The following is an 18,489-nucleotide window of genomic DNA, read 5'->3' as shown; positions in this document are numbered from 1 at the left end:
CCGTTAATCTTCCAGGGTGGACGAAACGACTGCTGTACCGCGTTCTGCTGCCGAGCGTTCGATCGACAATCCGTCGGGGGAGTCGGCGGGTACTCCGGCCTCGGGCGCCGATCGTGAACGGTGGCAGGCCTTGGCCGAGGAAGTTCGCGGCCACCAGTTTCGATACTACGTTCGCGATTCGCCGATCATCGCCGACGGTGAGTTCGATGTTCTGCTGCGAGAACTGACCGAACTCGAACAAGCGCATCCAGATCTTCGGACCCCCGATTCGCCGACGCAACTGGTCGGTGGAGGATTCGCCACCGACTTCACTGCAGTCGATCATCCCGAGCGAATGTTGAGTCTGGACAACGTATTCGACTACGACGAGCTTCGTACCTGGGCAAAACGAGTCGAGGCCGAGGCCGGTGCTGATCTGCACTACCTGACCGAAGTGAAGATCGACGGTGTTGCACTCGATCTGGTCTACGAAAACGGAAAGTTGGTTCGCGGCGCCACCCGAGGTGATGGTCGTACCGGTGAGGACGTCACCCTCAATGCTCGAACGATCGAGGACATACCGGAGATTCTCGTGGCCACCGCGGACCACCCGGTCCCGGCGTTCCTCGAGGTCCGCGGCGAAGTCTTCTTTCGTCTCGAGGATTTCCGGGCACTCAATGCATCGCTGGTCGAAGAAGGTAAGCCGCCCTTCGCCAATCCTCGGAATTCCGCTGCCGGCTCATTGCGGCAGAAGAATCCGGCCATCACTTCCAAGCGTCGGCTGGGGATGATCTGCCACGGCCTCGGAAAAATGGAAGGCTTCTCACCCGATTCGCAATTGCACGCGTACGAAGCTTTGAAGGCATGGGGGTTGCCCGTCTCCATTCATACGACACGCGTTCAGGGGATCGAAGCTGTCGTGGAGAGAGTGGCCTACTGGGACGAGCACCGGCACGATGTCGAACACGAAGTCGACGGGCTCGTCGTCAAGATCGACGACATGGGTCTGCACCGCCGACTCGGTACTACTTCACGTGCGCCGAGATGGGCGATTGCGTTCAAGTATCCGCCCGAGGAGGTCACCACGACGCTCCTCGACATCAGGGTGAGCGTCGGCCGAACCGGCCGGGTCACTCCGTTCGCCTACATGAAACCGGTGCTGGTCGCCGGATCGACCGTGTCGTTGGCGACCTTGCACAACGGTTCCGAGGTCAAGCGCAAAGGCATCTTGATCGGGGATACCGTCGTGATCCGTAAGGCGGGCGAGGTCATTCCCGAGGTGCTCGGCCCCGTGGTCGATGCTCGCACCGGTGACGAAACCGAGTTCGTCATGCCGACACACTGCCCCGAGTGCGGCACGCTTCTCGCGCCCGCCAAAGAGGGTGATGCCGATCTTCGGTGTCCCAACTCTCAGTTCTGCCCCGGCCAACGACGCGAACGGTTGTTCTTCGTCGCCGAGCGTGGCCGTTTCGACATCGAAGGTCTGGGATACGAGGCCGCGACAGATTTGCTCGCGGCGGAGGTGGTTCTCGACGAGGGAGACATCTTCTCGTTGACGGAAGAGGACCTGTTGAAGACCTCGATCTTCCGAACCAAGGCGGGCCTGTTGTCCGCCAATGGGCGCAGGCTGTTGGACAATCTCGACTCCGCGAAAGATCGTCCGCTGTGGCGGGTACTGGTCAGCCTCTCGATCCGACACGTAGGCCCGTCGGCCGCACGAGCGCTCGCCGGTGAGTTCGGCAGCCTCGACCGAATAGAGGCCGCCTCCCAAGAAGAATTGGCCGCTGTCGATGGCGTCGGCAACACGATCGCGACGGCGGTGTCGGAATGGTTCTCGGTGCCCTGGCATCGCGAGATCGTCGACAAATGGCGTGCGGCGGGTGTGCGGATGGAAGACGAACGAGACTCCTCGATAGTGCGCAACCTCGAAGGACTCTCGATCGTCGTGACCGGATCGCTCGAGAAGTACTCGCGCGACGAGGCAAAGGAAGCGATCCTCGTTCGCGGTGGCAAGGCGGCCGGCTCGGTGTCGAAGAAGACTGCATTCGTCGTTGTCGGAGAGTCGCCGGGGACCAAACACGACAAAGCCGTTGAATTGGGAGTGCCGGTGTTGGACGAAGCGGGGTTCACGACGCTGCTCACCGAGGGGCCCGATGCCGTCCGGCCGGCCGAACCGGAGTAAGACGGACCGATCTAGTTCAGAACAGTGGCGACGATGCCGGCCAAATATCCGAGGCGGGCTACTTCCGACGGCCTGAACTCGGGTCCGCCGGGGCGTCCTAGCATCAATACTGTTCCAGTCGAGCCCAGCGGCGCGGCAGCAAGAGTCGTGTCCATATCTCGCCACACCTTGGGGACCCAATCGGCGTCGCCGTCGAGGCTCGCCGGACGTGTGAGCGGCATCCACGGCATCTCGGTGGCGTGGGTTTCGGGCGCGCCCGAACTGCCGACGACTCGATACGATCCGTGCTTGTTCGTCGCTACCACGACGCTCCACCCGACGCGCAGTACCCGTGGTGCGCCGTCGACCAGTACCTGAAGTCGATCGTCGGACGCTGCTGCGACGCGGTCGATGAGTTCTAGCTCACGGTGTGTGTCCAGCACTCCGGTGTACGGCCTGATGGAGTCGACTCGGACACCGGTCACATTCTCCGAGGCCGTGATCAACGTGTCCGGCAGGGAACCGGGCGCCACTTCCACGACGAGGTCGTCCACCGCGTAGCCGTCGCCCCGCTCGATCACATCGAGGGACAGGATGTCCGCGCCGACGGAACCCAGCGCGACTGCCAGTGCACCGAGACTGCCTGGTCGATCGGGCAGTTTGACGCGGAGCAGGTACGACATGTCGCAGCCTTTCGGTGGCGTGTGGCGGAAGAGTTCGGAGCCGTCAGCTATCCGAACTTAACCGACCCGATGCGCCGCGTCTGCGCAGCGCCGCGCGCAATCCTTGCATTGTCGTGGATATGAGGTCGAACTGCAGCCCCGCGTGTAACCAGGACGACATATACCGCGGAGAGTGAACGCTGAATGCGGCGACTGGATGGTCAGCTACTACGCTTGCACACGGTCGCGTACCTGTGCGGCTTGCTCTCGACATGTACGAAAGGGGTCTACGCGGTGCCTGATATTTCCCGCGACGAGGTGGCTCACCTCGCCCGGCTGTCCCGGCTGGCTCTCAGCGAAGCCGAACTGGACGAGTTCGCCGGCCAGCTGGATTCGATTCTTCACTACGTGAAGACGGTCGCGGAGGTTGCAGCGGACGACGTCCCACCGACGGCCAATCCCAGTGCTATCACCAACGTGACCCGACCGGACGTGATCGTGCCGGGTCTTACTCCCGAGCAAGCGTTGTCGAGTGCGCCCAACGCAGAGGGGAATCGGTTCGCCGTCCCGCAGATTCTGGGAGAGAACGAATGACCGATCTGACCGCCCTCGACGCCTCCGAACTGGCGTCGCGTATTCACTCTCGTGAAGTCTCGGCAGTGGAGGTGACGCAGGCTCACCTGGACCGCATCGACAAGGTCGACGGCGAGTTCCACGCATTCCTTCATGTCGCCGGAGCCGGTGCCTTGGTGTCCGCCAAAGAGGTCGATGCTTCGCTCGCCGCCGGGGATGCACCCGCATCCGCACTCGCCGGGGTGCCACTTGCGCTCAAGGATGTCTTCACCACGACCGACATGCCGACGACGGCTGCGTCGAAAATCCTCGAGGGATGGATCTCTCCCTACGATTCGACGGTCACCTCCAAGCTTCGGGCCGCGGGGATCCCACTGTTGGGCAAGACCAACATGGACGAATTCGCGATGGGCTCGTCCACCGAGAACTCGGCCTACGGGCCGACCAAGAACCCGTGGGACACCACACGTATCCCAGGTGGCTCCGGAGGCGGAAGCGCGGCGGCACTGGCCTCGTACCAAGCCCCGCTCGCCATCGGCACCGATACCGGCGGTTCGATTCGTCAGCCAGCTGCCCTTACCGGCACCGTCGGCACCAAGCCGACGTACGGCACGGTGTCTCGCTACGGGCTCATCGCCTGCGCGTCCTCGCTCGATCAGGGCGGCCCTTGCGGACGCACAGTTCTGGACACCGCATTGCTGCACGAGGTCATCGCCGGGCACGATCCACGCGATTCCACCTCGGTCGACACCGTCGTGCCGTCGGTCGTCGCGGCAGCACGCGAAGGTGCCCGAGGGGACCTCTCCGGTGTTCGCGTCGGCGTCGTGAAGGAATTGCACTCCGACAGTTATCAATCCGGTGTCATCTCCTCGTTCGATGCCGCCGTTGCGACGTTGACCGGTCTCGGTGCCGAGGTGGTCGAGGTGTCGTGCCCCAATTTCGTGCATGCCCTTGCCGCGTACTACCTGATTCTGCCTTCCGAGGTGTCCTCGAACCTCGCCCGTTTCGACGGTATGCGTTACGGCGCCCGCGCAGGTGACGACGGAAGTAACAGTGCAGATCAGGTCATGGCCATCACGCGCGCCGAAGGATTCGGCGCAGAAGTCAAGCGTCGCATCATGATCGGTACCTACGCGTTGTCCGCCGGCTACTACGACGAGTATTACGGCCAGGCACTCAAGGTCCGCACGCTCATTGCGCGCGACTTCGACGCCGCCTACGAGAAGGTGGACGTCCTGCTGTCGCCGACGACGCCGACGACAGCGTTCCCGTTGGGGGACAAGGTGAACGATCCGATCGCGATGTACCTCAACGATCTGTGCACGTTGCCGACGAACCTTGCCGGCCACTGTGCAATGTCCGTGCCTTCGGGTCTGGCGGCCGAGGATGGGCTGCCTGTCGGCTTGCAGATCATGGCACCGGCATTCGCCGACGATCGCCTATACCGGATCGGTGCGGCGTACGAGGTTGCTCGCGGCCCGCTGAAGTAGCGCGATCATGGGGTCTTGGCCGCGTGGTTTCGCGCAGGACGTGGTTCATCTACCTATCGAGGGTCAGTTCGTCTCGATCGCGACGGTCGCGGCGATAGCGGCCGTGACGGTGGTGGCGGTCGTGCTGTGGGTTCGACTCGGTCGCGGAGGGCGCGGTTTCGTTCGCACCGGAGATACTGCGATCGGTGCGGCCGGACTCGCTGCTGCAGTCCTCGTCGTCGTGGCTACTGCAGCTCAATTGAACGTGCACACCTTCGAATACCCCACACTGGCGGCGGCGCTGGGCCATCCACCGGTAGTCGCGGCGGACTTGTCCGCGCTGGAGACGCCGGCATCCTCGGTGGTCGAGAGCCGACCACTCGAGGATGCGTGGCAACAGTCCATTGGGTGGCGACGGTCCGACGCCCTGCCCGATCACGGCAATGTCGTCGAAGCGGATATTCCCGGCACCGCATCGGGTTTCTCCGCACGCCCAGCGTCGATCTACTTCCCTCCCGCTTACTTGTCGGACCCCCGTGCCGATCTGCCGGTCCTGGTACTGCTGACCGGCCAGCCGGGACATGTAGTCGACTGGCTGGCCGGCGGCCACCTCGCGCGCACGATGGACACGTTTGCTGCCGCCCACAACGGACTCGCCCCGGTCGTGGTGGTGGCGGACGCTCTCGGTGACACCGAGGCCAACCCCATGTGCATGGATTCCGATCTCGGGAACGCGTTCACCTACCTGTCCGTCGACCTGCCGACGTGGGTGCGTGGACATCTTCAGGTGGCATCCGATCCGCAGGATTGGGCGATAGGCGGTTACTCCTACGGTGGAACCTGCGCGTTGCAGACCGCGGTCCTCGCACCGGCCGTGTATCCGACGTTTCTCGATATCTCGGGTGAGGACGAACCGCGGCGAGGGACGCGAGAGGAGTCGATCGCGGCCGCTTTCGGCGACAACAGTGAGGAATCGATGCGACGCTTCGATTCCGTGGCGCCGCTGACGGTTCTCGACGAGCGTTGTTTCGGCTCCAGCGCCGGGGCCTTCGTGGTGGGGACCGACGATACCGAATTTCGACCGCAGACCGAACGTACCTTCGCCGCAGCGAAGGTAGCCGGAGTCGACGCGCATCTCCGCGAGCTTCCCGGTGGGCATTCGATGGACGTGTGGGCACCAGCTTTGGAAGCCGAAATGGACTGGCTCGCAGCACGTATGGGGCTGACCTCTTAGCATCCGGGCATCGAGGTTCCCTGGTCGGTACCGTATCGGTGGCCGTGCCCAGCAGGCACGCCGAGTGCGGAGAACAGGTCCACTGTCGTCTGGACGAAGCTGACGCCCGGTATCCATTGCGGTATCGGTGCGTCGCGACGGGCGAAGCTCAGATCTGGTTTCGATCCGACGAGCTCGGTGGACCACCAGATGACCGGGTCGGATGTGTTCGCCATCATTGTCGCGTTTCCGGGGATAACCTCGTGCGCAGGTGGGCCTGCCCACAGTGCTCCACACAGTGTGGTCGGCGTAGTAGTTCCCTCGAGTACGGCTGCGGCCGAACTGCCTCCGATTGCCCCGAGGCTTTGGCCGTAGAGATAGAGGTTCGGCCGCGCGTCGAGCGGTACCTCGCCGATACGGCGCGATACCGCCTCGAGCAATGCCGTCGCGGACGCCTTGGCAAGCGGTTGTGCGAAAAGAAATGTAGCCCAACTGGGTTCATGTGAATACTGGGCCACGACGGTAGCGACGTCCCCGGCGAACCGTGTTTCGAGTCCGGTCACGGCATTTTCGTCGATCCACCCGGAACCGGTCGGTACAGCTACGACGATGTGTGAGCGGTCGAACCCACCTGCGCGGTCGAGTTCGCGTACTGCCAACTCGGCGCGTGCTTCGGCGTCGGTCGACTCTTGGAGCCCGATGTAGGCGCGTACGGTCGAAAGATCGGTGCCGCCCGCAGCGAAAATGCGGCCTTCACGGCCCAGATCGTTCCAGGTGATCAGCGATGCGGCACTGCCGGACCGAGAAGGCGACTTCGGAATCGGCAGGGAAGTGTCGACGAGCGAATTCGCTACAGCGGACCGTTCGGCAAGGCTGGAGAAGGTCATCGGTACCGCGATGAAGTAGGAGCCGATCAGGAGGACTGTCAGCATGACTAAGGCTCTCGTTCTTCCCAGGCGTAGAGATCCGCGAGTGGTCGCGAGAAAGAGCACGATCAGAATCGCCGAGACCGAGACCGAACCGCACAGTACTTCGATCCAATGCAACCGGCCTGCTGCAGGCATGCCCATGGACGAGCGCAGGGAGCTTTGCCACCGCGCGGCGGCAACTCCTGCGACAGCTACCGCGACAACACTTGCCGCAGCCGACACACGTCGGGCTACACGCCGCGGAGCGAGCGGCGTCAGTAGGCGAAGAACGCGATGGAGTCCAGTCGACAGACCGAGGCCGAGGGCCGCTAGGGCTCCAGTGACCAGTGCTTGTGTCAGCGACGACCTGGGCAGAAGTCCCGGGGCAAGCGATGCTGCAACCATGCCTCCGACGATCAGCGACGTCGCGACGCGAGGAACGGCGAGTCGGGTCTCGGGCGCAGTTTGAAGTGCAGCAGTGGGGCGTAAGCGAACGGACGTGGTCATGATGACACTGCCTGGCGGGCGCGACGAGAAGGGTAGAGCGACAAGGCACCCAGCGCCGCGGCCGACAATGCGGTAACGACAGTGCCGGCAAGCAGGAACGGTAGTGCAGGTTCCGGAATGGGTGTCCCGTCGTGCTGACGCCATGAGTTCAAACGAACCGAGGAAGCCGCAACCTCGGCCATACCGTCGCACACTGCACGAGAAAGAACTTCGGTCCGCTGTGCACACGCGGCGTGCATATCTGCCGCGAGCATCGAATCGAGACTTCGTCGCGCAGAGGCGGGAAGCCTGTTGCCGTGAATCGCGCCGTGGCGTAGTAGATCGTAGCCGAGATCATGTGCTGCACAGGAAGATTCGAACTCCTCGGGCAGCGGTATCGGCGACGAGCAGCTTCCAGTGGGATTCACCAGCAAGTCATGTTCGATGGTAGGGGAGTAACCGAAGTCGCCGACGAAGTCGGGAGGCACTTTCGATGCCGCGTCGGACGCGTCATGCATGGTCAGTGCCTCGATGGCAATCGAGGTTTCGGTACGCACCGTCGATCCGGATGGAGCGTCGGCACTCGCCTCGGGTACCGAGAACGCCACGGTCGCAGCTAATGCTGCGCACACCGCCGCCACCGTTGCCAGGTGGTTCGTTCGTCTTGTTTCGCTGGGCGTTCCGGCCGTTTGCTTCATGGTCAGGACGCTATGAACGGGTTGTGCCAGGTGTCCTCGCCCTGCGGTGCTGGTTCTGCCCGACACCGACACCTGGATGTCGACGCTGCGCTGATACCTAGGGGTTGGTGTCTTCTCACTCCTCAGTACGATGACTTTTTGGGTCAGGGTTCCTAGTGTTCACACCTGTGGGCAGAAAAATACTCTTCAGAACGCGCCGGACGAACGGCGCACGGACGGGCGCCGTTGCGCGCGTCGTTTCCTATATCGGTCCGATTCGACTGGTGGATATCGCGATCGTGATGATCACTGCCGTTCTCTATGCGGTGGCGTGGCCGACGCTCGCTCTCACCCATCAGGTTCCAGCCCCGATCATGCCGATCGTCGCGGCGCTCGCTGCGTTTCCGTTTGTCGTGGTCCGCACGAATCCAGCACTGGGGTGGGCTGTTTCGGCGGGCTCCGGATTGATCATCCCGGTCGCGTTCTCGCTGCAGCCGGGATGGGACTATCCCTGGCAGGTCGTGCACATCATCGTTTTGCTGACTCTCCTGTTCGCGGTGAGCTTGCGATGTGCAGTGCCGATCGTGGCGGTCGCCTGGGTGTCGACGGTGTTGCTGTTCGTTGCCGACATGCCCGGATCCGACGGGATCGGCTGGGCGGTGGGCCTGACGGCGATTACGATCTTCGGCCTGCTGATCCGCTGGCTGATCCTCTCGCGGCGACAACTGGCGAAGCAAGAGGAAGTAAGTGATCTCGAGCGGACACGGCGCACAGTGCTGGAAGAGAAAGCCAAGATCGCACGCGACCTGCACGACGTGGTTGCCCACCACATGTCGCTGGTCGTCGTTCAAGCCCAGACCGCACCTTTTCGTCTCGACGATGTATCACCCTCGGCTGCAGCTGAATTCGATGCGATCGGCGCCACCGCACGCGAGGCGCTCAACGAAATACGCGGAATGCTCGGGGTACTTCGAAGCGATGGGGAACAAGCGGCGGATGCGCCGCAACCCGGAGCGGCCGACGTCGAATCACTGCTGGAAGGCAGCCTCCGCGCAGGGGTCCGATTGAGCTGGAAATCGACCGGTGACTCGGCGGTCATGTCGGATGCAGCAGGTCTTGCGCTGTACCGCATCGTGCAGGAATCGCTGTCCAATGTGGCCAGGCATGCCCCTGGGGCGGAAGTTCGAGTGCGGCTTGCCTACGACCAGGACCCGGTATCGATGGAGGTCGTCAACGGACCTGCACCTGGCATAGGGCCTGCGGTGATCGAATCGGGCACCGGCGGACACGGTGTGCGCGGTATGCGCGATCGCGCGATGGCCGCCTCGGGGTGGCTGGATGCAAGGATTCTCCCCGACGGCGGATTCGAAGTAGTCGCGCGGTTGCCGCTACGCGTCACTCCAGCGGCAGACAGGTCGGCATAGGGTGTCGCCTGTGGCCATCACCGTTTTCATCGCCGACGATCAGGCCATGGTTCGGCAAGGATTCGGCGCGCTTCTAACCGCGCAGCCCGACATCAGCGTCGTCGGCGATGCAGACAACGGCGCTACAGCGGTCACCGAAGTCGAACGTCTGAGACCCGACGTCGTATTGATGGATGTGCGTATGCCGCAGATGAACGGATTGGAGGCGGCCCGGGCGATCCTGCGCGGCTCGCACGACCCACCGGTGCGCGTCCTTATGTTGACGACCTTCGATATCGACGATTACGTGTACGAGGCACTAACTATCGGTGCGAGCGGATTCATGCTCAAGGATGCGCCTGCCGAGGAATTGATCCGCGGCGTTCGCGTCGTCGCGGCCGGTCAGGCTCTGTTGGCGCCGTCGGTGACGAGGCGACTCATCGCGGACGTGACCAAGAGGCGTGGTTCGCTGCGATCACAGCCGGCGAAGTTGGCCGTCCTCACACCCCGCGAACGCGAAGTGCTCGAACTGATCGCGCAGGGCCTGTCCAATGTCGAAATTGCCGAAGCGCTTTTCGTGGCGGAGCAGACCGTCAAGACGCACGTCGGCAAAGTTCTCGGCAAACTCCACTTGCGCGATCGAGCCCAAGCAGTCGTGCTCGCCTACGAAACTGGAGTCGTCATACCCGGCTGATGTTGCCCATCGTGCTGCCGAAGCGGAAACGAACCGGCAAGATTACGGTGGACGGTATGGATTCGAGGAGAGGCGAGAACGCTATGCGCATCGGAGTTCTGACCGGCGGTGGTGATTGCCCAGGTCTCAATGCGGTGATCAGAGCTGTGGTGCGCACCGCAGATGCGCGATACGGATCGACAGTCGTGGGATTTCAGGACGGATGGCGTGGCCTGCTCGAGAATCGGCGCGTCCAACTCCGCAACGACGACCGGAACGATCGGCTGCTGACCAAGGGCGGCACGATGCTCGGAACAGCACGTACCAATCCCGATGTGCTTCGGGCCGGGCTCGACAGAATCAAGGAAACGCTCGAGGACAACGGAATCGATGTCCTCATCCCGATCGGTGGTGAGGGCACTTTGACTGCCGCGCACTGGTTGTCGGAGGAAGGCGTACCCGTCGTCGGGGTGCCGAAGACCATCGACAATGACATCGACTGCACCGACGTCACATTCGGGTTCGACACTGCTCTGACGATCGCCACCGATGCCATCGACCGGCTACACAGCACCGCGGAGTCCCATCAGCGGGTCATGCTCGTGGAAGTAATGGGCCGTCACGCCGGTTGGATCGCGCTGCATGCAGGTCTCGCGTCGGGATCTCACATGACGCTGATCCCGGAGCATCCCTTCGATGTCGACGAGGTCTGCGATTTGGTTCGTAAGCGCTTTCAGCGCGGTGATTCGCATTTCATCTGCGTCGTCGCCGAGGGCGCCAAGCCGAAAGAAGGAACTATGTCGTTGCTCGACGGCGGCATCGACGAGTTCGGACACGTCAAGTTCACCGGTGTTGCCCACCAACTGGGCCAGGAGATCGAGCGTCGGATCAACAAGGAAGTGCGCACCACGGTCCTGGGGCATGTGCAGCGCGGCGGCACACCCACTCCATACGACCGGGTGCTGGCGACAAGATTCGGGGTCAACGCTGTCGACGCTGCTCATGCAGGCGATTTCGGCCAGATGGTGTCCGCGCGTGGCACCGAAATCGGTCTCGTATCGCTTGCCGAGGCGGTCAAGCAACTCAAACGAGTGCCCGAGAGTCGGTACATCGATGCCGCGGCGTTCTTCGGATAGAGCACCGTCTGTTCGTGTTCATACCTCACTGCCCGATCGTGATGGGCACCCGTGGTTACTCGTGCGATGTTCCGAGCGCATAAACTCCTGTCCATGACTGCTGCCATGGTCGATCTGATCGATTACGACGACGTGCTCGCCCGTTTCGACCCCGTACTGGGTATGGAGGTCCACGTCGAGTTGGGCACAGCTACCAAGATGTTCTGCGGATGCCCGACGGCGTTCGGCGCCGAGCCGAACACTCAGGTGTGCCCGGTGTGTCTGAGTCTTCCGGGTGCGTTGCCCGTCGTGAACGAGGCGGCCGTGGAATCTGCGATTCGCATCGGGCTGGCCTTGAACTGCTCGATCACGCCGTGGGGAAGATTTGCGCGCAAGAACTACTTCTACCCCGATCAGCCGAAGAACTACCAGATCTCCCAGTACGACGAGCCGATCGCGACCGAGGGCTACCTCGACGTGTTGCTCGACGACGGCAGCACCTTCCGCGTCGAGATCGAGCGTGCCCATATGGAAGAGGACACCGGAAAGTCCACTCACGTCGGTGGCGCCACCGGCCGGATCGAAGGGGCGAGTCACTCGCTGCTCGATTACAACCGTGCCGGAGTTCCGCTGGTCGAAATCGTCACCAAGACCATCACCGGCACCGGCGCCCGTGCACCAGAGGTCGCTCGCGCGTACGTGACCGCGCTGCGCGATCTGCTGAAGTCGCTCGAGGTGTCGGACGTCCGGATGGATCAGGGCTCGCTCCGGTGCGATGCGAACGTATCGCTCATGGAGAAGACTGCAACCGAGTTCGGCACCCGCACCGAGACCAAGAACGTCAACTCGCTCAAGAGCGTGGAGGTGGCGGTTCGCTACGAGATGCGTCGTCAGGCCGCCGTGCTGGTTGCTGGTGGCGAGATCACCCAGGAAACTCGTCACTTCCAGGAGGTGGACGGAACAACGACCAAGGGGCGCAAGAAGGAGACTGCCGAGGACTACCGGTATTTCCCGGAGCCGGACTTGGCGCCCGTCGCGCCGGATGCTGCGTGGGTCGAGGAACTGCGCGGCACACTTCCGGAGTTGCCGTGGTTGCGCCGAGCGAGGATCCAGGCCGACTGGGGTGTCTCCGACGAAGAGATGCGGGACCTCGTCAATTCCGGCGCACTCGAACTCGTGGCTGCGACCGTCGACGCCGGGGCGCCACCGCAGGCCGCGCGTTCGTGGTGGGTCTCTTACTTGAGCCAGCAGGCCAACATCGCCGGTATCGAATTGGGCGCACTCGCGATCACACCCGCTCAGGTGGCCGAGGTTGCCGCGCTCGTCGAAGACGGCAAGGTCAACAACAACGGCGCTCGTCAAATCGTCGACGGTGTTCTGGCCGGAGAAGGTGAACCTGCGGCAGTCATGGCCGCCCGCGGCCTCGTCATGGAGAAGGACGAGGGGAAGCTTCAGGCAGCGGTGGACGAAGCTCTGGCAGCGAATCCCGGTGTCGCGGACAAAATTCGCAGCGGCAAGGTGCAGGCTGCTGGTGCAATCGTCGGCGCTGTCATGAAAGCGACTCGGGGCCAGGCCGATGCGGCTCGGGTGAAGGAACTGGTACTTCAAGCCTGCAGCTGAGTTAGAGTCGGCCCATGCCGTCGGCGGGTGCATCGCTCTTCTGGATCTCACTGATCGCGGTGCTGGCGCCGCTCGTCGCAGGGTTCGTGCCGCGACGATTACTGCCGGAAGTCGTCCTTCTGTTGGTGTTCGGAATGCTGGTGGGCCCGAACGTACTCGGCCTCGCCGTCGACGGCGCCGAAGTGGACTTACTGCGCGAACTCGGCCTCGGCATGCTGTTTCTTCTCGCAGGTTTCGAGATCGACGTCTCCGAAATCACCGGGCGCGGGGGCCGTCGAGCGCTGGCTACGTGGCTGGTGTGCCTCGTCGCAGCATTCGGGGCGGTATTTCTGCTCGGACAATCGGGTGTGGTCACCGCGGAAATCGCGGTGGCCATCGCATTGACCTCGACGGCTCTCGGGACATTGCTGCCGATCCTCAAAGACGGTGGTCTACAGAACACACCGCTTGGACGCACTGTGATCAATCATGGAGCGATCGGCGAGCTCGGTCCCGTGATCGCGATGGCCGTTTTGCTCGGTTCACGTGGTGACGTGAAGTCGATCCTGATTCTCGCGCTGTTCGTCGCTGCAGCCGTCGCCGTCGGTTTCATCCCGGCGCGGTTGCTCCGCGAAGGCTCCGATCTACTGGCGGTGATTCGGCGAGGCGCAGGCACCACCGCGCAGACGACGGTACGTCTGACGATGCTGCTGCTCATCACATTGACCGCCATCGCGACGATCTTCGGGCTCGACATCATCCTCGGTGCCTTCGCCGCCGGATTCATTCTGCGGCGGGTCGTCCCGAGCGGCGATGAACAGCTCGAGACCAAACTCGAGGGCTTGGCATTCGGGTTCCTGATCCCGGTCTTCTTCGTGACCTCAGGAATGTCGATCGACATCGGTGCGGTGCTCGCGGAACCTGGCATTCTCCTTGCGTTTCTGGCTCTTCTCGTCCTGATTCGGGGAGTTCCGGTATTCATCGCAACCAGGTTGGATCGACAGGAGAATTTCACCACCCGTGAGCAGTTCCGCGTCGCGCTCTACGCGACGACCGGCCTCCCACTCATCGTCGCGGTCACCGGCGTAGCGGTCGACGCGGGGGAGATGTCCACCGCCAGTGCCTCGATACTCGTTGCGGCAGGCGCCATTACAGTGTTGGCGCTCCCAATGATCGCAACCCTCCTCGCCTCGGACCCTCCGCAGTTAGACCAGTCGGCCCACGAGGTGCACCCCCGAGAACCCTCCTGAAGCCATCGACGCGGGCGGTGTCGACGATCATGCGGTCCAGGTTTTGAGATGCTTGGCAGCCGTGCCGTTGTTACCGAGCTGGTAGACACTGATTGCTGCCGGTCAGAACCAGGGTGCTGATTCGGTGGACAGTTCGAAGCCGTGACCGTTGCCGGTTGTGCATCCCATGCCGCTCCGGCGGGACACGCAGGTGTATCCACCGGTAGTAACGGACTGGCCGTACTCCAAGACTGTGGGGTGTTCGGTAGTGAATACACCCTGGTTGAAGCACGATGGCTCCACGCTGTCTGGATGCAGGAAGAAGCCCTTGCTCAACTGTTCGACGGTGAAGGTGGGATTGACGCAGTTCGCTCCGTCCGGAACAGGTGCATCGCGGGCTTGGCATCCGGAACCATAGGTTCCTTCGGAGATGCGGCACCAGATGTTGCCCGACGGCGATACCCACGCTATTCCGTATCCGTCGGCGGACAGCGAGGCCGGATCGACCGCGAGCACATCATTATTGGGGTCAATGCCGTTGGTGTTCGTCGCCTCGACGGGCTCAGGATTCGTCGTGACCGTCAGTGCGGGTGTCGATATCGGCGTGTCCGTCCCGTTCGAACCGTCAGCGGCTGTGCATCCGGTGAGCATCGCGATGGCAGCGGCAACCGCCGCAGCAATCGATACGTGCGCGCGGGTCTTGCACAACGAAATCCGTCGTGTCCGCTGGTCCGCGAGTTTGTTCATGAACGAAACCCTAGCCCGGGAACGGTGCACATTTCGAAGACTGCGCATCCGCCATTCACAGTGGCATTTCTCCGGATTCGATCGCGTTGCGTCCGTACGGGTATCGATCGAGTATGGAAACCCTTGTCGCGATTTGTTGCAAATATCGACGAGGGCTGGCTGCACTGGGAATTTCCGTAGCCCTGCAACACGTCTAACCTGACACTGTCTCGGCAACGAACGATGGCGAAACACCTGAATTGGCGCATAACTATCCAAAAGAAGATGTTCGGGTCGACGCCCGGAAACCGGTGGCAGTTTCACCCCAATCCGGAATTGCCCAACGGAATTCCCAAGCACATGTCGTGACAGGCAACTGGCCACAGATCACCCGACAGAATGTCTGCGGAGGCCTCCATTCATCGACGGTCAACTGCGATATCCAATACCAGTCCGACATCCATCCGATGGGTGTACCCACTGCGCATTTCACCGCGGTTGAACCACCTTGGACTTCGCGTCACGGCCCGCAGAATGTCCGAACCCTCGATTGGCTCCCAGCCTTGGCCTTCGACTTCCTGGTATGTCTGCGATCGGATCTTGATTCCGATGACGAGACCGATGGTCAACGGTATTGCGTTCGGAGTTGAGCCTCCGAGCAGTGTTCCTGACAGCACGCCGCGTATGTCACCGGTCAGAAGTTCATCAGGATCCTGTGGGGCGTTCATCCAATACGCGACAGTCCCTCCGGATTTGAGAGTCCGGCATTCAGGTGCCCAAGTCGGATTTCGAGGGAAAGGCTCGGCGTAGGGCTCGTCTACGCTGCGAAAGCTTAACTTCCAAGCGGCTTTGAGGCCGACAACTGGCGGTGGTGCTGCTCCGTCTTCGATGTCCAGGTTGTCGATGTCAACGATCAAGACATCGACCATTGATTCGACGGGTGTTGGGTCGGTGAAGCGATGCATCGATTGTGTCCCGTGCACTCGGAGGAACCGACGGACGAAGCCGTCGGGCACGGGATTACCTTGCCCTCCAGGTTACCCGGTTCGTGGTCGACACCGTCCGGCTAGGGATCTTCTTTCGGTGTCTCACCGAAGCGCTGCCTCAGAACCGGACGAATCTGGGGCTGTCGCTGAGCGGGTCTTGTTCACCGTCATGCCGAGGTCCGGCCCAGAACCACAGGAGCGCACTGAAAAAGGGAACTGCGAGTACGAAAAGGCGCCACCACACCTTGCCGCCACGGCGCGGATGCTCGGTGCGAAGTATCGATACGCACGCAACTCACGCAAGCAGAAAACAAGCCAATACTGTTGCAGTCCAGGCCAAATGGAACGCCAGCGACAAGGTGGGATTGATGTGGTCATTCATCGCTGACGTACTCCTTCCGACGAGTAGGTCGATGTGGACTGCCGCGTTGAGCAGCGCGCACAGGAAGAGGGCTAGTCGAACCCGCCGCCACCAGCCGGAATGGGAATCTTGACTACCCGGTCGTCGTTGGGGCCGGGGGCGTCGCCGTTCTTGTTGACGGTGCCGGCCCAGATCTGACCGTCCGGAGCCATTGCCGCGCCGTTGAGTTGGCCGTATCGATCCTGAACGAGCAGTGTCGGAGCCGCGGTGACCGAGCCGGTGTCCTGATCGGTGGCGAGCACTGCCATCGCGCGGGCAGTGGTCAGTGACACCGCCACGGTTCCGGGTCCGGCCGCGCATCCCGCGACGCCGGGGCGGTCGGGCCACGTCCAGACCGGCGAGATCACAGTACCGAGCGGATCGATGCGCTGCAGTCGATCCTCGACGGCTGTGCGATCGGTGACCCAGATGCTGCCCGTCGGATCCAGGCACACGTCTCCTGCTGTTCCGATTCCGCTGAGCGCGACCTGAGGCGGGGGCTGCGTCGGCGACGGTGTGAGGGACTCGACACGTAGAAGCTTCCCGGCCAACGACGCGGGGTTCGTTGCCTCAGAAGGATTTCCGGCGTCTCCGGTCAAGACGAGCAGTTGGTTCGGGCTGTAGAAGTCGAGGGCGCCGCGATTGCCTTGGCTCCCTTTGGGAATGCCGGTGAGCACCGCCTTGGGCGTGTCGCCGACTGCGATTCGTACGACGCGGTTGTCCGAACCGGTAGTGATGTAGGCGTAGATCAGCCCGTCTTCGGTATAGGTGGGGGACAGGGCGAGGTCGAGAAGTCCTCCGTCGCCTTGGGCATCGACGTCGATCTGTGCGATCTGGATCGGAGACTGCCCCGCAGTTACCTGCATGATGCGTCCTGTGCGACGCTCGGCCACCAAGGCGGACATCCCGCCCGGCAACACCACGAGACCGCCCGTCGAGTCCAAGCAGGTGGCGACGACGTTGGGGTCGGGGTCCACGCAAGGCCCCGCTGGCGGCGCCTGCCCGCCGGGTTGCGTCGAGGTCGGGGGTGCATCGGGATCCACCGGGTTTATCTCCGCGGCACCGAACGACGGTTCCGGGCTGAAGGGTGTCGACGCCGATTCGTCGAAACGCGCGCAACCCGTCGCGATTACTGCCGTCACCGCGAGGATGGCTGCTGCAGTTCGGGTCGGCCTCATCGTCTGAAGGGTACTCAAAAGCGAAGGGTCCATCGTCAGGCGGCCGCATTTGTGCCGCCGCGCGGAGCCGAATGAGCCTGGATCGGCGACGCGGCGATCTAGTGTTGAGCGCGTGACCGACAAGCCTCGTGACTCCGACGCAACCGACACCGGCTACGAACCGGCGCCGAGCCCGTACGACCAACCGACCGAACAGCTGACGCCGACGACTCGGTCGTCACCGACCCCGCCCGCGACATCTGCTGGCCCCGGTAGCAGCGGATCGGATCGGATGCCGCGTACCGATGAGGACCTGGACTTCGGAGAGCGAGGCTCCGGGTCGTATCCGACCGAGCAGATACCGTCGTTTCGGCCGTCCAAATACGATGAGCCGATTGCCCCGGATTCGCGACACGGCACCGGTTCCTACTCGGAGCAGCCGACGGAGTTCCTCGAAACACCAGCCGCCAACACTCGTGGGAGTGGTGCCGCCGAGGTGCCCGCGCCAGTCCCCGAGCCGATCACTCGGACCGAAACCGTCGAGATCCCCGCGCGAAGAGGAACGACAGATCTCGGTTTGCTCCTACTCAGGCTGGCGGTAGGCGGAATTTTCCTGGTCCACGGGCTGCAGAAGCTCATCGGCCTGTGGAACGGTCCGGGTCTCGACGGATTTCGCACTCTTCTCGAGGACTCCGGCTACGACCAGGCCAATCTGTTGGCCATCGCCGGTGCAGTCGGTGAGACGGCCGGTGGTGCGCTACTGATCCTGGGCTTGGCGACGCCGTTCGCCGGGGCTGCGGTACTCGCTGTCGCCATCAACGCGTGGTGCTTCAAGCAGGCTGCGGAGCCTGGCCTCGCATTCTTCGCGCCGGACGGCGTGGAATACGAAACCTTGCTCGGTGTTGCAGCGGCGGCGATCATTTTGACCGGCCCAGGCAAGATCGCCTTCGACGGTCGTCGAGGCTGGGCAACGCGTCCGCGCTTCGGCTCGTTCATCGCGCTCGTACTCGGCATCGCAGGCGGCGTGTGCCTGTGGATTTTCTTGAACGGTGCCAATCCACTGGTCCAGTAGG

At 62.8% G+C, this 18,489-nt stretch carries 16 protein-coding genes and 1 pseudogene; 10 read left to right on the top strand and 7 right to left on the bottom strand.

Annotated elements, in window-relative coordinates; translation table 11 throughout:
* The first annotated feature begins 61 nt into the window (after positions 1-61).
* The gene (gene ligA, locus H2510_RS02785) at positions 62-2,161 is read left to right on the top strand and encodes an NAD-dependent DNA ligase LigA (RefSeq protein WP_315901237.1); all 2,100 of its coding nucleotides are present in this window, start codon (positions 62-64) and stop codon (positions 2,159-2,161) included.
* Between the two features lie 11 nt (positions 2,162-2,172).
* Here ligA and H2510_RS02780 read toward each other — a convergent pair whose 3' ends face one another.
* Complete coding sequence (locus H2510_RS02780; RefSeq protein WP_186626815.1) at positions 2,173-2,823, bottom strand: amino acid-binding protein; 651 nt, start codon at positions 2,821-2,823, stop codon at positions 2,173-2,175.
* 273 nt (positions 2,824-3,096) lie between these two features.
* On the opposite strand from H2510_RS02780, the gene gatC reads away from it, so the two are divergent.
* The 3 genes from gatC to H2510_RS02765 are packed head-to-tail and all read left to right on the top strand — an operon-like array spanning position 3,097 to position 6,078.
* Positions 3,097-3,396, top strand: a complete 300-nt coding sequence (gene gatC / locus H2510_RS02775; protein ID WP_084348927.1) for an Asp-tRNA(Asn)/Glu-tRNA(Gln) amidotransferase subunit GatC — start codon at positions 3,097-3,099, stop codon at positions 3,394-3,396.
* Positions 3,393-4,865, top strand: a complete 1,473-nt coding sequence (gene gatA / locus H2510_RS02770) for an Asp-tRNA(Asn)/Glu-tRNA(Gln) amidotransferase subunit GatA (RefSeq protein ID WP_186626814.1) — start codon at positions 3,393-3,395, stop codon at positions 4,863-4,865. The genes gatC and gatA overlap by 4 nt, the downstream gene beginning before the upstream one ends.
* A gap of 7 nt (positions 4,866-4,872) precedes the next feature.
* Positions 4,873-6,078, top strand: a complete 1,206-nt coding sequence (locus H2510_RS02765; protein WP_186626813.1) for an esterase family protein — start codon at positions 4,873-4,875, stop codon at positions 6,076-6,078.
* Here H2510_RS02765 and H2510_RS02760 read toward each other — a convergent pair.
* The gene (locus H2510_RS02760) at positions 6,075-7,472 is read right to left on the bottom strand and encodes an alpha/beta-hydrolase family protein (RefSeq protein WP_186626812.1); all 1,398 of its coding nucleotides are present in this window, start codon (positions 7,470-7,472) and stop codon (positions 6,075-6,077) included. The two genes, H2510_RS02765 and H2510_RS02760, sit on opposite strands and share 4 nt — an antisense overlap.
* Positions 7,469-8,149, bottom strand: a complete 681-nt coding sequence (locus tag H2510_RS02755; protein WP_186626811.1) for a phospholipase A2 — start codon at positions 8,147-8,149, stop codon at positions 7,469-7,471. Before H2510_RS02755 ends, H2510_RS02760 begins: the two co-directional genes overlap by 4 nt.
* A gap of 281 nt (positions 8,150-8,430) precedes the next feature.
* Here H2510_RS02755 and H2510_RS02750 point away from each other — a divergent pair, with 281 nt between their 5' ends.
* The 5 genes from H2510_RS02750 (at position 8,431) to H2510_RS02730 (ending at position 14,168) form a co-directional block, all read left to right on the top strand.
* Positions 8,431-9,552 carry a sensor histidine kinase gene (locus H2510_RS02750; RefSeq protein WP_186627132.1) on the top strand — a complete coding sequence of 374 codons (1,122 nt, stop codon included), beginning with the start codon at positions 8,431-8,433 and terminating at the stop codon, positions 9,550-9,552.
* 10 nt (positions 9,553-9,562) lie between these two features.
* Positions 9,563-10,225, top strand: a complete 663-nt coding sequence (locus tag H2510_RS02745; RefSeq protein ID WP_186626810.1) for a response regulator transcription factor — start codon at positions 9,563-9,565, stop codon at positions 10,223-10,225.
* An 83-nt stretch (positions 10,226-10,308) separates the two neighbouring features.
* Positions 10,309-11,340, top strand: a complete 1,032-nt coding sequence (locus tag H2510_RS02740) for an ATP-dependent 6-phosphofructokinase (RefSeq protein ID WP_186627130.1) — start codon at positions 10,309-10,311, stop codon at positions 11,338-11,340.
* A gap of 93 nt (positions 11,341-11,433) precedes the next feature.
* Positions 11,434-12,939, top strand: a complete 1,506-nt coding sequence (gatB, locus tag H2510_RS02735; protein ID WP_088944490.1) for an Asp-tRNA(Asn)/Glu-tRNA(Gln) amidotransferase subunit GatB — start codon at positions 11,434-11,436, stop codon at positions 12,937-12,939.
* A gap of 14 nt (positions 12,940-12,953) precedes the next feature.
* Entirely contained in the window at positions 12,954-14,168 is a 1,215-nt protein-coding gene (locus tag H2510_RS02730) for a cation:proton antiporter (protein ID WP_088944491.1), read from the top strand.
* A gap of 102 nt (positions 14,169-14,270) precedes the next feature.
* Here the strand turns inward: H2510_RS02730 and H2510_RS20680 are convergent, their stop codons facing one another.
* The 4 genes and pseudogenes from H2510_RS20680 to H2510_RS02710 all read right to left on the bottom strand — a co-directional run bounded on the left by H2510_RS20680 (position 14,271) and on the right by H2510_RS02710 (position 17,437).
* Positions 14,271-14,894, bottom strand: coding sequence for a DUF6636 domain-containing protein (locus tag H2510_RS20680; protein WP_261392671.1), 624 nt, complete (start codon positions 14,892-14,894; stop codon positions 14,271-14,273).
* 398 nt (positions 14,895-15,292) lie between these two features.
* Positions 15,293-15,601, bottom strand: coding sequence for a hypothetical protein (locus tag H2510_RS02720; protein ID WP_186626809.1), 309 nt, complete (start codon positions 15,599-15,601; stop codon positions 15,293-15,295).
* A 376-nt stretch (positions 15,602-15,977) separates the two neighbouring features.
* Positions 15,978-16,142, bottom strand: a pseudogene (locus H2510_RS21175) (PLDc N-terminal domain-containing protein); the annotation flags it as partial.
* Between the two features lie 170 nt (positions 16,143-16,312).
* Positions 16,313-17,437 (bottom strand): sorbosone dehydrogenase family protein, encoded by a 1,125-nt coding sequence (locus tag H2510_RS02710; RefSeq protein WP_186626808.1) that lies wholly within the window; start codon positions 17,435-17,437, stop codon positions 16,313-16,315.
* A gap of 112 nt (positions 17,438-17,549) precedes the next feature.
* Here H2510_RS02710 and H2510_RS02705 point away from each other — a divergent pair, with 112 nt between their 5' ends.
* Complete coding sequence (locus H2510_RS02705) at positions 17,550-18,488, top strand: DoxX family protein (protein ID WP_186626807.1); 939 nt, start codon at positions 17,550-17,552, stop codon at positions 18,486-18,488.
* The last annotated feature ends 1 nt before the right edge of the window (position 18,489 follow it).

Source organism: Rhodococcus sp. BP22 (assembly GCF_014281965.1).
In the GTDB taxonomy this organism is placed as follows: domain Bacteria; phylum Actinomycetota; class Actinomycetes; order Mycobacteriales; family Mycobacteriaceae; genus Rhodococcoides.
This window is presented reverse-complemented; position numbering and strand designations above follow the sequence as displayed.

Bases quoted from the DNA above. Each gene is read 5' to 3' on its own strand.
- H2510_RS02780 (WP_186626815.1), bottom strand. From the start codon at position 2,823: ATGTCGTACCTGCTCCGCGTCAAACTGCCCGATCGACCAGGCAGTCTC.
- gatA (WP_186626814.1), top strand. From the start codon at position 3,393: ATGACCGATCTGACCGCCCTCGACGCCTCCGAACTGGCGTCGCGTATT.
- H2510_RS02765 (WP_186626813.1), top strand. From the start codon at position 4,873: ATGGGGTCTTGGCCGCGTGGTTTCGCGCAGGACGTGGTTCATCTACCT.
- H2510_RS02760 (WP_186626812.1), bottom strand. From the start codon at position 7,472: ATGACCACGTCCGTTCGCTTACGCCCCACTGCTGCACTTCAAACTGCG.
- H2510_RS02755 (WP_186626811.1), bottom strand. From the start codon at position 8,149: ATGAAGCAAACGGCCGGAACGCCCAGCGAAACAAGACGAACGAACCAC.
- H2510_RS02750 (WP_186627132.1), top strand. From the start codon at position 8,431: ATGATCACTGCCGTTCTCTATGCGGTGGCGTGGCCGACGCTCGCTCTC.
- H2510_RS02740 (WP_186627130.1), top strand. From the start codon at position 10,309: ATGCGCATCGGAGTTCTGACCGGCGGTGGTGATTGCCCAGGTCTCAAT.
- gatB (WP_088944490.1), top strand. From the start codon at position 11,434: ATGACTGCTGCCATGGTCGATCTGATCGATTACGACGACGTGCTCGCC.
- H2510_RS02730 (WP_088944491.1), top strand. From the start codon at position 12,954: ATGCCGTCGGCGGGTGCATCGCTCTTCTGGATCTCACTGATCGCGGTG.
- H2510_RS20680 (WP_261392671.1), bottom strand. From the start codon at position 14,894: ATGAACAAACTCGCGGACCAGCGGACACGACGGATTTCGTTGTGCAAG.
- H2510_RS02720 (WP_186626809.1), bottom strand. From the start codon at position 15,601: ATGAACGCCCCACAGGATCCTGATGAACTTCTGACCGGTGACATACGC.
- H2510_RS02710 (WP_186626808.1), bottom strand. From the start codon at position 17,437: ATGAGGCCGACCCGAACTGCAGCAGCCATCCTCGCGGTGACGGCAGTA.